This is a genomic window from Aeromicrobium sp. S22 (genome assembly GCF_009661045.1).
Classification (GTDB): domain Bacteria; phylum Actinomycetota; class Actinomycetes; order Propionibacteriales; family Nocardioidaceae; genus Aeromicrobium; species Aeromicrobium yanjiei.
Genome location: NZ_WJWV01000003.1, coordinates 1 through 13,681 on the forward strand (window position 1 = coordinate 1; position 13,681 = coordinate 13,681).

Annotated in this window: 13 protein-coding genes; 9 read left to right on the forward strand and 4 right to left on the reverse strand. The window is 64.4% G+C overall.

Features of this window, described 5'->3' with window-relative positions; translation table 11 throughout:
* The 6 genes from GEV27_RS12925 to GEV27_RS12950 form a co-directional block, all read left to right on the forward strand.
* The coding region (locus tag GEV27_RS12925; protein ID WP_304518467.1) for a UDP-galactopyranose mutase at window positions 1-428 on the forward strand (428 nt) is incomplete at its 5' end.
* Window positions 429-785: 357 nt separating this feature from the next.
* Entirely contained in the window at window positions 786-1,634 is an 849-nt protein-coding gene (locus tag GEV27_RS18325; protein ID WP_375335595.1) for a glycosyltransferase, read from the forward strand.
* 13 nt (window positions 1,635-1,647) lie between these two features.
* Complete coding sequence (locus GEV27_RS12935) at window positions 1,648-2,898, forward strand: oligosaccharide flippase family protein (protein WP_153934736.1); 1,251 nt, start codon at window positions 1,648-1,650, stop codon at window positions 2,896-2,898.
* A 530-nt stretch (window positions 2,899-3,428) separates the two neighbouring features.
* On the forward strand, window positions 3,429-4,214 hold the full coding sequence (locus tag GEV27_RS17855) for a glycosyltransferase family 4 protein (protein WP_194944204.1): 786 nt from the start codon (window positions 3,429-3,431) through the stop codon (window positions 4,212-4,214).
* Entirely contained in the window at window positions 4,211-5,071 is an 861-nt protein-coding gene (locus tag GEV27_RS12945) for a glycosyltransferase family 2 protein (RefSeq protein ID WP_194944205.1), read from the forward strand. Before GEV27_RS17855 ends, GEV27_RS12945 begins: the two co-directional genes overlap by 4 nt.
* 425 nt (window positions 5,072-5,496) lie before the next feature.
* Window positions 5,497-6,036: a hypothetical protein gene (locus GEV27_RS12950; protein WP_153934742.1), complete on the forward strand. Its 540-nt coding sequence runs from the start codon at window positions 5,497-5,499 to the stop codon at window positions 6,034-6,036.
* 13 nt (window positions 6,037-6,049) lie between these two features.
* Here the strand turns inward: GEV27_RS12950 and GEV27_RS12955 are convergent, their stop codons facing one another.
* The 3 genes from GEV27_RS12955 to GEV27_RS12965 form a co-directional block, all read right to left on the reverse strand.
* On the reverse strand, window positions 6,050-6,874 hold the full coding sequence (locus GEV27_RS12955; RefSeq protein WP_194944206.1) for a glycosyltransferase: 825 nt from the start codon (window positions 6,872-6,874) through the stop codon (window positions 6,050-6,052).
* 159 nt (window positions 6,875-7,033) lie between these two features.
* On the reverse strand, window positions 7,034-8,041 hold the full coding sequence (locus tag GEV27_RS12960) for a glycosyltransferase (protein ID WP_194944207.1): 1,008 nt from the start codon (window positions 8,039-8,041) through the stop codon (window positions 7,034-7,036).
* Window positions 8,042-8,486: 445 nt separating this feature from the next.
* On the reverse strand, window positions 8,487-9,845 hold the full coding sequence (locus GEV27_RS12965) for a CDP-glycerol glycerophosphotransferase family protein (RefSeq protein WP_153934748.1): 1,359 nt from the start codon (window positions 9,843-9,845) through the stop codon (window positions 8,487-8,489).
* Between the two features lie 167 nt (window positions 9,846-10,012).
* On the opposite strand from GEV27_RS12965, the gene GEV27_RS12970 reads away from it, so the two are divergent.
* The 3 genes from GEV27_RS12970 (at window position 10,013) to GEV27_RS12980 (ending at window position 13,056) form a co-directional block, all read left to right on the forward strand.
* On the forward strand, window positions 10,013-11,485 hold the full coding sequence (locus GEV27_RS12970) for an MFS transporter (RefSeq protein WP_208430997.1): 1,473 nt from the start codon (window positions 10,013-10,015) through the stop codon (window positions 11,483-11,485).
* 74 nt (window positions 11,486-11,559) lie between these two features.
* On the forward strand, window positions 11,560-11,994 hold the full coding sequence (locus GEV27_RS12975; RefSeq protein WP_153934750.1) for a hypothetical protein: 435 nt from the start codon (window positions 11,560-11,562) through the stop codon (window positions 11,992-11,994).
* A gap of 42 nt (window positions 11,995-12,036) precedes the next feature.
* Window positions 12,037-13,056: an LLM class flavin-dependent oxidoreductase gene (locus GEV27_RS12980; protein WP_153934752.1), complete on the forward strand. Its 1,020-nt coding sequence runs from the start codon at window positions 12,037-12,039 to the stop codon at window positions 13,054-13,056.
* 295 nt (window positions 13,057-13,351) lie between these two features.
* On the opposite strand, the gene GEV27_RS12985 is transcribed toward GEV27_RS12980, so the two are convergent.
* Window positions 13,352-13,645 (reverse strand): GIY-YIG nuclease family protein, encoded by a 294-nt coding sequence (locus tag GEV27_RS12985; RefSeq protein ID WP_153934754.1) that lies wholly within the window; start codon window positions 13,643-13,645, stop codon window positions 13,352-13,354.
* Window positions 13,646-13,681: the final 36 nt, after the last annotated feature.

The window sequence follows — 13,681 nt, forward strand, 5'->3', positions numbered from 1 at the left end:
ACGGCGACCTGTCGTGGCGCACCCTGGATTTTGAGACCGAGGTGCTGGCGACCGGCGACTTCCAGGGCACCCCGGTGATGAACTACGCCGACCCCGACATCGCGCACACCCGCATCCACGAGTTCCGACACTTCCACCCCGAGCGCGACCACCCGGCCGACAAGACCGTGATCATGCGCGAGTTCAGCCGCTTCGCCGGCATCGGCGACGAGCCCTACTACCCGGTCAACACCCCCCAGGACCGCGAACGGCTCCTGGCCTACCGCGAGCTGGCCCGCGGCGAGAAGAACGTGCTGTTCGGCGGACGCCTCGGCACCTACCAGTACCTCGACATGCACATGGCCATCGGCTCGGCGCTCAGCATGTTCGACAACAAGCTCGCACCGTACTTCCGCGACGGTGCCGCACTCGACGACCATGGCCTCTAGGGCAGACAGCCATGGATAGTCACCGAGGCTACCCGCGCCGGCGGCTTCGCCGGTGGGCTGCTACTCCGGAAGCCGCAAGACGGGTGTCTCGCATTCCGCTGGCACCGGTCGTGAGTGTCGGGTGAGACTCTTTCACATCGTCGCATCAAGAGTCCATTGGCGTACCGGGGTTATGCGTCGCACCCGTCGTCCCGGGGTGCACCCTTCTGGGCGGCCAGCCGCAGACAGGTTCTCACCCGGCGGGCGGTTCGCTGGAGTTGTTGAGGTATCTTTGCCGAGCCAGAATTATCTCCGGCGTGATTAGGATCGTTTCCATCTACGTCTCAGAGGATATTTGTGACGACTGCCGCAACCATCGTGACCTACAATCGCCCCGACGATCTGCGCGTCTGTCTCAATGCACTTCTTGCGTTGTCGACGCCTGTGGACGAAGTCATTGTTGTAGACAATGCGTCGACGGACGAGACGCCCGAGATCCTCGCTTCCGAGTATCCAGAATTGACGATTCATCGAACACAAGCGAATCTCGGGGGAGCGGGCGGTTTCGCACTAGCAATCGAACTAGCCATCGCCAGCGGCCACTCCCACGCTTGGCTCATGGACGATGACGCTGTGCCGGCACTCGATTCATACGATGCTCTGTATCGGTTGATATCGGATCGTGGGATTCAGCCCCCGCCCGCGTTTCTCGCCTCACGGGTTGTTCAGCCCGACGGAGCTGATCTGGTTTCTCACATGCCGACCCCCACAACTGACCCCCAAGGCGCGGCTCTCGCTGCCAGTTACGGGTGTGTCCAAGTCGAGTATGCGTCCTTTGTTGGCGTGCTCGTCGACCTCTCATATGCGCGCAAAACCTACTTGCCGGTCGCTGAGTTCTTCCTTATGGTTGACGACCTCGAGTATACGTCTCGCCTGGGCATGATGTCCCCGGGCTGGCTTGTACCGTCTAGTTGCGTGGCACATCCTGATAAGAAGGTTGAGGACAAGTACAACCCCCGGTGGTGGATCGGAGTTCGGAACTCTCTATGGATCGCGCGCGACAGGCGGCTGGGGTCACCATTCGTTCGTCGCGGTCGGGTACGTGGGACGGTTCGTCCGATCGTTTCTAGCGCGATTCGGAGTCCCTCGAAGATCCAATACTGCAAGACTCTCTGGTCGATCCTGGTAGCGGTGGTCAGAAATCCGCCGAATCTACGCCGGCCCTAGAGGTCTTCGACTAGTGATTGCGCTTTTCTCGAAACTTGGTTGGTACGGCGCATCGGTCGTCGTCACAATGCTGGTCGGTGTCGCGACGATCCCAATTGTTATTCAGACGGTAGGAGCCTCGTCCTGGGCTGGCTTAGCTACCGGTCTAGCAGTCGGAAGCTCGGTGTCGGTGCTGGTGTCGTGGGGGTGGCCCCTGTCAGGCCCCGCTACTGTCGCGCAGTTGAAGTCTGACCGAGAGCGCGGTCAAATGTGGTTTGACTCGACAATATCTAGGCTCCCGCTACTGCTGATTGGTGGGGGGGCAAGTTGCCTCATAGTCCAGTTAGCGGATCCGCCAGCAGTCGGCGCTGCATCCGCGAGTGCCATCTACGCGACCCTGACTGGGATGACGTCGAGTTGGTTCTTCGTGGGACTGTCCGACCCCAAGAGGCTATTTCTCTATGAAAGCATGCCACGAGTTGCAGGCACAGTAGTGGGCGTTGTTGTCGTCTTTCTCACCAAGGACATCCTTCTCCTACCTGTGATTCAGATCGTCTCAGCTATCTCGACGATGCTTGTGGTCTATAGTTTTGTGCGATTGACGCAACTGAAACAAGTTCCCACATTTCCATCCCGGCAGCGTATTTACCAGTTGTTGGCTAGCCAATGGTCGTTGGTGACCACCGCCGGCATGGCCGCTGTTTACAGCGGAATTCCAATGATCTTGGTATCGCGCTACGACCCCGCAAGTTTGATCGGGTACGGCATGGTGGACCGGCTTCGCGGATATGCTGTCGCTGCCCTAACTCCTGTAGACCAAGTATTGCAAGGGTGGGTTCCCCGCGCGAAGCCAGAACACTTGCGAGACCGTATCAAACGCGCCGTCGCAGCTTCGTCCTGTCTCGCGGTTGGCGTTGCTGGCGGATTTGTACTGTTGTCGGGTCCTGCAGCGCGGTTCCTAAGCGGGGGCGAAATCGAAGTGCCGTTTAGCCTCGTCCTGCCAATGGCCCTCGTCCTGCTGCTAGTCACCATCTCCCATTGTCTTGGGCTTGCATGTCTCATGGCCCTTCGCGCGCACCGCTCCATCTTGCGTAGCACGATGTTCGGCGCGCTGGTCGGGATCCCCGGGATAGCCGGCGCCGCTATCTGGGGAAACGCCGAGCAAATCGCATGGGCGGTCGCATTGGTCGAGCTGGGCGTGACGGTCTATCAGGGTTTGGCCCTCCGACTGGCCATGCGAAAACTGGGTGCTGGGTTCAATAATGCTTCCGAGTTGTCGATTTGATCTTCGCCCGTCGTATTGCAGCGAGACCCCGCTCCGGCAACTCTGTCCGCAGTCCGGGACACCTGTCCCATGTATGAAGGACAAGCGCTCGACGGTAGAGACATTTGTGGCACCCGACCAAGCCCAGGCGTCAACCGGCTATCCTAGGACAGCATCCGTGCTCCATATGAACCCGCGATCAGGCGAGTCATTTCCCGAGGCCTGAAATCGTACTCCTGGAAGCGAGACCTGTGCCGTCCGGACTATCTATCCGCGTACTCCCTGAGTTGCGATCGATCCAGGTGGAGAGGTCTGAGGTCCTTACCCCATCGCTCCACCTATACTTCGCCGAAAAGTACGACCTTTCGGCGACGTCAGTGCCCGGGAACTTTCGGCAGGTGGGACTGCTACGCGCGATCGCCATCCTTGCTACAAGCAAGGCCGTCACTCTCGAGCTCCCCGAGCCTTTGTGGTTGAGGGAGTTGCCCCGAACAGCAACGATGGCTCTCGTATGGCGGCTACGCGGGTTGTTGTCGGGGCGCCGGAGGCGAGTGGTCACCTACGCAATCGAGAACAACGATCTGGAAACTCTCGTTGGGAAGCGTTCCGGGGCGGCTCACTTCCTCGTGGTAGCTGGTTTGCGTATTTACATCCGTCATTTTGTAGACCGAATGGCGTTCGGTTCCCCCTCCGCGGCGTCCGCCTATGCTTCCCTCATTGACGGCGATGGTGGCGGTAAGAGCGATAAGTATGGACGGTTCGTGGAGTTGCCAGCACCGCGGCGCGGCGGCCATCTAGATGCTCCCTCCGCCGACGCGATATTCGTAGGTGAGCTTTCGATCCGCAAAGGTGTCGAACACCTTATGGCCGCGTGGGAGCTGGTCGAGAAGCAGTGCTCCGGCGTCCGTCTTCGTGTCGTTGGCACAGGTCCTTTAACCGACAAAGTCGTTGCTTGGTGCTCTGTGTCGCCTGAGACGCGGGACTATGTGGGCTTCGTGGAGCACCGCGCCCTTGACGCCCACATCGACCAGTGCGCGGTGCTCGTGGCGCCCTCCCGGCGCTCGGGCCGTTGGCGGGAGCAGATCGGGCTGCCCATAGTGGAGGGCCTCGCGGCTGGTCTCACCATTGTCACTAGCCGTGACACGGGCCTTGCGGGGTGGCTGGAGGCACAAGGTCATCAGGTCATCAGGTCTGAATACGAGGTTGCCGAGCTTGCCGATGCCGTGCTCGGAGCACTCGCCACGCCGATTCCCAAGGAGTCAGTGGTTGAATCGCTGCCGATCGAGCCACAACGCATCAGTGCGGACCGATGGCTGCACGAACCGGGGGAATCATGAACGACCTGCAGGCAGTCCAGACCGTCGTTGTGCATCACAACAGCATCGAGACTCTTCGTCCGTGCCTGGAATCGATGGTGGCTCAAGGCCTGCCGCCCAGCCAAATTCATGTAGTGGACAACAGCGAGATGTTGGCCGATGTCAGTGAGGCGGTCGCCAGCGTTCATCCGGCCATCCGCGTGAGTTCGATCGCGAACCGCGGGTATGCTGCCGCGATCAATCATGGCGTTGCGTCCACACCGAGCGACCCCGAGACATCGCTACTGCTCGTCGTTACCCACGAGGTCACCTTTTCCGAAGGTGCCGTGGAGGCTATGGTCCGCGAACTGCAAGACCATCCGGGCCTAACAGCCGTGGGCCCGGCCCTTCGCAACGCCAGCACGGGCGCTTCATGGTCTAACGGCGGATTCCTAACTCGGGTGCTGAGCCTTCCGCGACATCACGATGGTCGCAAGCGCAGCGGTAGGGCGACGTTGTGGCTCGACGGCGCGGCCGTTCTCTACCGGCTCGAAGAGCTGCAGAGGCATCCCATGAGCGAGCACTATTTTCTCTACATGGAGGAGGTCGATTATCACCTCCAGATCAATCAGAGGGGTGGGACGGTCAAAGTCCTGCAGCATGCCCAGGCGGAGCAGTCGTCCCACGGCACACCGGCTTACTTTCTCGCACGCAATGTGCAACTTTTTCAAGCATCGTGGGGAACCCTCGGTCTTAGGTCAGTCGCGGTTCTGTGGGAATGTTCTAAGTGCTTCGTTCGGGGACTCCGGGCCGGCGCTCCACTCGCTACTCTGCGTCAACTAGCGGCCGGATATGGCGCGGGACGGAAGGTCTTGGCTGAGAGAAGGACCGGCTTGTGAACGTCGTAGTAATCAATCCGGTCAGCGTTGCGCTTGCTCACTACAACTTGGAACTACGCGCCACGCTCGAAAGATCTGGCGCCTCCGTCGAGATTCGGGCACAAGCCGAGCCCAGTGCGTCCTCGACAAGTAGGGTTCGGTGGTTGCTGCGACACTATTTGTCTATCATCGCCGCGGCACGCATATTGCGCCCCAGTGATTCACTGGTCGTTGCCTGGCCTGCACTGGGACACGTCGACTCAGCCTTGGTCGCCTTGGTTACACGGGGCCGGGGTGTGACAATTATCCACGACCCCGTCCCGTTAGTTCGTGCACTAGGGCATGGACGAACACTAGTAGCGATCGTCCGACGTATACCTGGCGTTCGACTCATCGCTCACAGCCAAGTGGCCAAGTCCGCGTTGGTCTCTCAGGGGTTTCGCCACGTGACGCTGCTGAACCACCCACTTCTCACGGAGCGCGCACAAGTTGAGCCGCGCAACAATGTCGGACGTCCTTCTGTGCTGGTCTTCGGGCAGTTCAAGCCTGATCGCGACATAGACCTCATGGCCCAACTGTCCGAGTCAATGGGTACCGGCGTCGATTTCCGAGTCAGTGGCCGCGGGTGGCCGGACATCGATGGATGGGCCATGGACCGGCGATTCGTGCCCGAACTCGAAATCGATCCATTGATCCGGTCTGCCTCGGCGGTCCTGATTCCGTACCGGCGGTTCTTTCAGAGCGGAGTGGCGATACGTTGCCTTGAGCAAGGCACGCCAGTCGTCGGCCCCGCCGAAAGCAGTCTGGCTGAGGTCCTCCTAGAGGATCGTCTGCTTGGACAAGACGAGGACGTATCGAGTTGGATGCGCGCGATTCGCGCCGCCATTGATACCGATCGAGAGGACTGGGCCAAGGTGCGCCGCCGTTACCTCGAAGGCACGGACGCACAATGGACCGAATGGATCAACGGGTGGAAGAAGCGCTGACAAGCTTCGACCGCTAGCGCGCTGCTTCCAACTGACTCAGGGCTTCGCCAACCCTGACGACGTATGCTTCGAGGCTGTACTCCCTAGCCCAGTGCTCTCGTACTTCCGTCTCCCGCCCTCGCCACGCCAGGCCAGTCTCTACCAGTTGGTCGAGGAGGTCAGCTTGTTCGTCCAGCGTGGCAATAAACGTGCCGTCAACGTAGCCATCCATTCCGCCAGATCGCGTAGTAATGACCGGCGCACCTATCTCCAGCGCTCCAACCGCGACCATGTGGCCCGCTGCACGCGATCCGTCGACGAGTGGCAGGAACACTACGTCGGCTTGCGACATTTGCGCACCGAACTCGCTATTGGTTAGGCGCCCAGTGCGGGTGATGGTGGAACTTCCGTTCGACCACGAAGCGGGCTGTTCGTCCAGAGTGATCGTCAGATGAACTTCGAGCTGGCTGGACTGCACACGAGCAATCAGATCCTCGAGAACCTGAAGGTCGCGGTCTGAGGAGCCACCAACAAATATACGTACAGCCGAGTTAGCTTTGGGCACCCGCGGTGGGTACTGCAAGGTGTTCCCATACCGGACAGCTATCGCTCGCCCGCCGGCTTCCCGCCACGATCGCGCCTCGCTCTCGACCATTGTGACCACGGGAGACGAGCCCAAAAGGCGCCGCAAAATGCGGTGATTTCTCGACCCCGCCTCGGCGTAGATGCCCGTGACGCTCACATGACGCCAGCCGAGCAACCGTAGCGAAACCCCGACCCATGGATTGGCCGCCAGCACCGGCCCCCGGACCCCGCTGAAAGCAGCTTTCAAAGCGATGAGAAGAGAGTCAATTCCCATGCCCAAAATCCTCGACCGAAGTCGTCGACCTGAAGGGGCAGCATGGTCGAGGTGAATGACCCTGGTCGCCACCCCCGAGTTCATCCAAGCCGCGTCGCCTGCGCGCGACCCCGCGCCAAGCGCGACCAGGACATGTCCCCGGCTCATGAGCAAGTCCTTTCAATAGGCACGATGCAGCCACGAGTCTGCGACGAGCCGTCCGTGCCGGGTCGGTAGTGAGCCCAGCACCGAGGACGGCTCAATCGGGTAGGTTAGCGCGTCTACCAACGCTCTAGACAGGTCGGTCTCAGGCGCGTCCGACGCGATGATGCTGTGTCCGTGTTGATGAAGCCAATCGGCCAGTCCTGTCTCAGAGGTCGTCACTATGGTTCGTCCCATTGATAGTCCCTCTTCGATCGGCAGACCAACTTGTTCGCGCCACCTCCTCGCGCGAACTGAGGGCGCCACAACGACCGCAGCTTGCCCTACGACCGAGAGGATCCGGTCGTGTGGCAATTGACCCAGGTATCGGCGTGACCCAGGTCTCGCGGCAACCCACTTCTCGACGCTTTCGCGCAACGGCCCAGCGCCCACCACCACCAGCGAAGCTGAAGGCAGCCGCTGCTCTACCTCACTCCAGGCGATCATGAGCTCCGGCAGGCCCTTACGCGCGTCAAGGTGTCCTACGAAGATCGCGGTGTTTGGATCGGCGTCCGCCTCATCGGCGCCCAATGAAGGCGTCGGCAGGCCGAGGATCATTGAGTGTTCGATACGTCTGAAGAACGGGAGCGTCGCGTACGAGTCAGCGGCGGCTGGCGTCCCGAGTGCAACTCTCTCGAAAAATATGCGCATGAACGCGCCTAGAGCAAAACGCACAAGGACATCCAGCGGCCAGGGAATCGAGCGACCAAACAGAGCCTCACTAGGAGAATTGTTTTCGATTGCGTACGTACGTGCCTTGCGATTCCGCAGGCGGAGCAATCCCCCTAAGCGCCACGCAACAACCAACGTCATGTTTTGCGGGAGGAATCTCGCCCAGAGCGGCTCCGGAACCTCCAGTACTGAAGCGTTGGAGGACAGGAGCCTCCATGCCGCACGGCGAAGCGACATGCGCTCAAAACCTGGGGGTATCGACGTCTCGAAGAGGTCGTAATTAGTGTCAAAGAACCAGTGCATCGCTGGAGTCATGAGGAGTCCTTGCTCCACTTGGACAGCACGCAATTCCGGTAGAACTCGAATCGCGGTTTCCTGTAAGGAACGCATTGTGGTCTCTCAATGAGGTTGCTGGTTGGGCAGCGCTAACCCAGACGGAAAACCGGGAGGATCCGGCTATGAATGTAAACACAGGTTGCAGTGGAGTGCCGCCCAAACGTTCGTATTGGAAACGTCGCGGAAGTCACCCTTGGCCCGGGCATCGTGGTCACCTCAAAGAGTGGTCGCAGGACCTAAGATCCAGCCTGCCGTCCCCCGCGCCACAAATCGGCTAAACGCTCTAGGTCAGCGACACTGACCGACATCAGAACAGGCGAGAAACGCCGAGGCCGGTTGCCGCGACGTCCAGGCGTGGGTCCATGGCGGGACGGCGGCAGGCGCATCCCGACGTGACGAATGAAGGCGGGCGTCTGAGCTGCGGCTAGCGGCCGAGCTCCTCGAGCAGGGCGATGAACCGGGCCGCAGGCTCGGCCCGGTCGGGGCCGCCGAGGTAGTAGTCGGCGCGCTCGGCCCGGACCGCCGCGAGCGGGTCCTTGCCGAAGGCCGCGTCGAGGGCCGTGTCGAGCTGCGTCAGGTCGCGGTCGATGACGTACGCGGCCTGGGCCGTGGGGTGGGTCGCGCGGAACTCGTCGGGGTCGGCGTACTGCGCGGCGTACATCACGAGCGGCTTGGTGCTCGCCATGAAGTCCACGACGATGCCCGAGACGTCCGAGACCATCGCATCGACGTCGTTGAAGGCGTCGATGAGCGGTCGCTCCATCGCCTCGGCGCCCCACTGGTGCGGGCGCCCGGTGCGCTCGTGATCGGCCTCGAGCAGCTCGTTGACGCGCACGATCATCGCCTCGGCCTCGACATGGTTCTGTCCGGCGAAGTGGCGCCGGAAGTGCACCGTGCAGCCGCGGTCGAGCAGCGCCTGCACGATCTGGTCGGCGACGGCCAGCGACGAGACGTTGAGCGAGTCGTCGGCGTGGCGCCACGTGGGGGCGTAGAGGACGACCGGCGGGCGGGAGCGACGCTTGCGGCCGGGGAGGATGCCCTCGGTCTGGGGGCGACCGATCACGCGGATCTTGTCGGCGGGGATCGCGAGGCCCGCGGCGGCGAAGCGGTCGATCGCGGCCTGGCCGGCCACCGCCACGAGGTCGTACTGCAGCACCCGGTCGGACGCGCTGAGCGGCTTGTCGCTGTCGCCGTGCCCGAGGAAGACGTGGGTGGCGGTCGAGCCGGCGATGAAGTCGGCGTTGGAGGCGGCGCCGTGGGGATAGAACGCGCCCGTCACCGAGGCCGGGATCGTGCCCTGGACGATCGGCGTGCCGGGATACATCGCGGCGAGCTCGCGGAACAGGGCGGGCGTGCGCGCGACGATGACCCACGGGATGCCGGTCCGCTCGATCCACGGCGACCACATGCCGATGTGCACGCCGACCTTGCCGGCGTACGGCACCGCGAGGCGCGGTGCGAATGCGTCCACGGCCTCCTGCGACTCGCGGCACCCCGAGGCGTACCGCCCGGCGATCGCCGCCATGAGGCCGAGGACTGCGGCGGCCAGGAGGGCGGCAGCGACCTGGAACGCCGGGGCGAACAGGATGCACGCGACCGTGATCGCCGTCAGGACGGCGGCCGCGATGGCCCACGCGCGGAAGCGCAGCGGGGGAGCGGGGCTGAGCCAGGTCGGCTGCCCCGGGACGTGCGCGGCCAGCGGGGGCCGGGCGGTGAGGCTGCGGCGGACGAGCAGCCCGGTCGAGAGGGCGGCGAGGAGCACCACGACGGCCACGAGGATCACGGGTACGACTCTAGGTCGTGGCGCGCGGGGCCCGTCACCGGCCACGGGCGGAGACAGGCTCCGTTTGGGTGAGTCCCGTCACGAAAGTGACGACCGGGCGCGCACGGACCGTATGCTCTCTCGGCAAGGTGATTGCCTTGTGCAACTACCTTGTCGAAAGGGTCCTCGTGGCCAACCCGCAGAACCGCTCCCACTACCAGCTGACCTTCGCCGTGCTCGCGGTGTCGGTCGCGAGCTTCGCGCTGCTCCAGTCGCTCGTCACGCCGGTCCTGTCCGAGATCCAGGTCGATCTCAACACCGACCAGACGACCGTGACCTGGGTCCTGACGGCGTATCTGCTGTCGGCCTCGGTGTTCACGCCCATCATCGGCCGCATCGGCGACAAGGTCGGCAAGGAGAAGCTGCTCGTCGTGGCTCTCGTCGGCCTCGCGATCGGCTCGATCATCGCCGCGCTCGCCACGAGCATCGGCCCCATGATCGTGGCCCGCATCATCCAGGGCGTCGGCGGCGGCGTGCTGCCGCTCGCGTTCGGCATCATCCGCGACGAGTTCCCCGAGAAGAAGATCCCCGGCGCGGTGGGCATCATCGCCTCGCTCGCGGCCGTCGGGGCTGGTGTCGGCCTGGTCCTCGCCGGACCCATCGTCGAGGCGCTCAACTACCACTGGCTGTTCTGGATCCCCGGCATCGTCACAGCCGTCGCCGCGGTCGCCGCGTTCTTCGTCGTCCCGGCGTCCCCCGTGCGTACGCCCGGCAAGATCAGCGTCCTGCCCGCCGTGCTGCTGTCCGCGTGGCTCGTGTGCCTGCTGCTCGCACTGAGCCAGGGCCGCAGCTGGGGCTGGACCTCCGGCCGCGTGCTGGGCCTGATCGTCGCGGCCGTCGTCCTGGCCGTCGCGTGGGTCATGGTCGAGGAGCGCTCGGAGTCGCCGCTGATCGACATGACGATGATGCGCCTGCCGGCGGTGTGGACGACCAACCTCGTCGCGCTGCTCGTGGGCTTCGCGATGTACGCCTCGTTCGGCTTCCTGCCGCAGTTCACCCAGACGCCGACCGAGGCCGGCTACGGCTTCGGCGCCTCGATCACCGAGTCCGGCCTGATCCTGCTGCCCTCGTCCGTCACGATGTTCGTCGTCGGCCTGCTGTCCGGGACGTTCGTGCGGCTCATCGGCCCCAAGACGGTCGTCGTGATCGGCAGCCTCATCGCCGCCAGCTCGATGGCGATCCTGGCGTTCGCGCACGACGAGAAGTGGGAGCTGTACGTCGCCAACGCCATCATGGGCGTGGGTGTCGGGCTGATCTTCGCGTGCCTGTCCAATCTCATCGTCGCGGCCGTCCCGCCGGAGCAGACCGGTGTCGCGAGCGGCATGAACGCCAACATCAGGACGATCGGCGGCTCGGTCGGCGCGGCGGTCATGGCCAGCATCGTCACCGCCTCGGTGTTCCCCAACGGGCTGCCGAAGGAGTCCGGCTACACCAACGGATTCATCATGCTGACGATCGCGTTCGTCGTCGCGGCGCTCGTCGCGCTGCTGATCCCGCGGGTCAAGCGCGAGGTCATCGAGGAGCACCTCGTCGGTGAGCCCGAGCACCCCGAGCTCGGCATGGTGGCCGCCGGCACGCTGGTCGGCGACAAGAGCGAGTAGGAGCATCCGGTCCCCGGCGTGGCGCCGGGGACCGGTGACGTGCGGACCGGGCCGGGACGTGATTGGTTGTCGTCATGCGCACCCGCTCCCAGGTCCTGGCCCCCGCCGTGCTCGTGCTCGCCGGAGCTCTCACCGCGTGCGGAGGCAGCGACGCGAAGGACTCGAAGGCGTCCCCGGAGCCGACCCGAGCCACGACGACGGCGACGCCGGACGTCAAGGACGGGGTGGGCGCGGATGCCGACCCGGCGCTGGTCAAGCTGGTCTGCGCGCCCGACAAGGACGGCGTCTGGTCCGCGCGGATGACGCTGGTCAACAGCACCGACGAGCCGGCCGGATACCTGGCGCGGGTCGCCGTGCTCACGACCGCGACCTCCGACGTGCTGGGCCGGCAGACCTTGAGGGTCGAGCTCGGGCCCGGCGAGCGGGCCGTCGTCCCGTTCGACCGTCTTGCGGAGGGCGGCAAGGAAGGCCGCTCGTGCGAGCCCCGCGTCGTGCGGATGGACGACTGACCTCTGCGGAACATCGGGACCGCCGATGTGGTTGACGCCTGCATGAAGAACGTCGGCTTCCTTTCCTTCGGCCACTACCAGGCAGTGCCCGGGTCCCAGACCCGTACGGCGTCGGACGTGATGCTCCAGTCGATCGACCTTGCGGTCGCGGCCGAGGAGCTCGGTCTCGACGGTGCGTACTTCCGGGTGCACCACTTCGCCCGGCAGCTCGCCTCGCCGTTCCCGCTGCTCGCGGCCGTCGGCGCCCGGACCAGCCGGATCGAGATCGGCACCGGTGTGATCGACATGCGCTACGAGAACCCGCTCTACATGGCTGAGGACGCTGCCGCGGCCGACCTCATCAGCGAGGGCAGGCTGCAGCTCGGCATCAGCCGGGGATCACCCGAGACCGCGCTGCGCGGCTACGAGGCGTTCGGCCATGTGCCGGCTGAGGGCACGTCGGACGCCGACATGGCCCGCGCCCACGCCGAGCTGTTCCGGGCGGCGATCGCCGGCGCCGGGCTCGTGGAGTCCGACCCCCGCATGACGGGCCGTTCCGTGACGCTGCCGGTCATGCCGCAGGCGCCCGGTCTCGCCGACCGCATCTGGTGGGGCTCCGGCACCCGCGCGACCGCCGAGTGGACCGCCCAGCAGGGGATGAACCTGATGAGTTCGACCCTCCTCACCGAGGACACCGGCGTGCCCTTTGACCAGCTGCAGCTCGAGCAGATCGAGCTGTTCCGCTCTGCCTGGGCGGCCGCCGGCTGGGAGCGCGAGCCGCGCGTCTCGGTCAGCCGCAGCGTCATCCCGGTGCTGGACGCGCAGGACCGTGCGTGGTTCGGCGAGCGTTCCGGCGAGGACCAGGTCGGTCACCTCGACGGCGGCCTCGCCCGCTTCGGCAAGTCGTACGTCGGCGAGCCGGACGTGCTGGCGGAGGAGCTGGCTGCCGACGTCGCCGTGCAGGCCGCGGACTCGCTGCTGCTGACCGTGCCCAACCAGCTCGGCGTCGACTACAACGCGCGGCTGCTCTCAGCCCTGGCCGACCACGTCCTGCCCGCCATCGGCTGGAAGCCCCGCACCTAGCCGCACCGTTCGCCAAGGAGGCCGCTCGCGGCCGACTGTGAGCGAAGCGAGGCGAACCGCTTGGACCCCGTCCGCCTCGCGGCCGAGCGAGTCGTTCGCCAAGGAGGCCGTTTGCGGCCGACTGTGAGCGAAGCGAGGCGAATTACCTGGGTCTCGTCCGCCTCGCTGCGCTCACGGTCGCTTCGCTCCCTGGCGAACGGGAGGGCGCGGAGGCGAACCGCTTGGGTTTCGTCCGCCTCGCTGCGCTCACGGTCGCTTCGCTCCCTGGCGGACGGAGGGAGCGAAGGCGAACCGCTCATCCGCCGGACCCGCCGAACAGCTGCGAGTCGTCCTCGACCCTCACCCCGGGCCCGTCCCTGAGGAGCATGCGCTTCTTGCCGTGCGTCCAGCCCTGGATCTTCTTCTCGCGCCAGAACGCCATCGCGATCTGCTCGTGCTCCTCGTAGTAGACGAGCTTCACGGGTAGACGCCGCTTCGTGTATTCGGCGCCCTCACCAGAGCGGTGCTGGCTGAGACGGGTCAGCAGGTCGTACGTGCTGCCGGTGTAGTAGGTCTTGTCCGCGCAGAGCAGGAGGTAGGTGTAGGGCATGCGGCATCGTGCTGCGGCGTGGTTGTGGGGGCAATG

Bases quoted from the DNA above. Each gene is read 5' to 3' on its own strand.
- GEV27_RS12945 (WP_194944205.1), top strand. From the start codon at position 4,211: ATGAACGACCTGCAGGCAGTCCAGACCGTCGTTGTGCATCACAACAGC.
- GEV27_RS12985 (WP_153934754.1), bottom strand. From the start codon at position 13,645: ATGCCCTACACCTACCTCCTGCTCTGCGCGGACAAGACCTACTACACC.
- GEV27_RS12955 (WP_194944206.1), bottom strand. From the start codon at position 6,874: ATGGGAATTGACTCTCTTCTCATCGCTTTGAAAGCTGCTTTCAGCGGG.
- GEV27_RS12975 (WP_153934750.1), top strand. From the start codon at position 11,560: ATGCGCACCCGCTCCCAGGTCCTGGCCCCCGCCGTGCTCGTGCTCGCC.
- GEV27_RS12960 (WP_194944207.1), bottom strand. From the start codon at position 8,041: ATGACTCCAGCGATGCACTGGTTCTTTGACACTAATTACGACCTCTTC.
- GEV27_RS12980 (WP_153934752.1), top strand. From the start codon at position 12,037: ATGAAGAACGTCGGCTTCCTTTCCTTCGGCCACTACCAGGCAGTGCCC.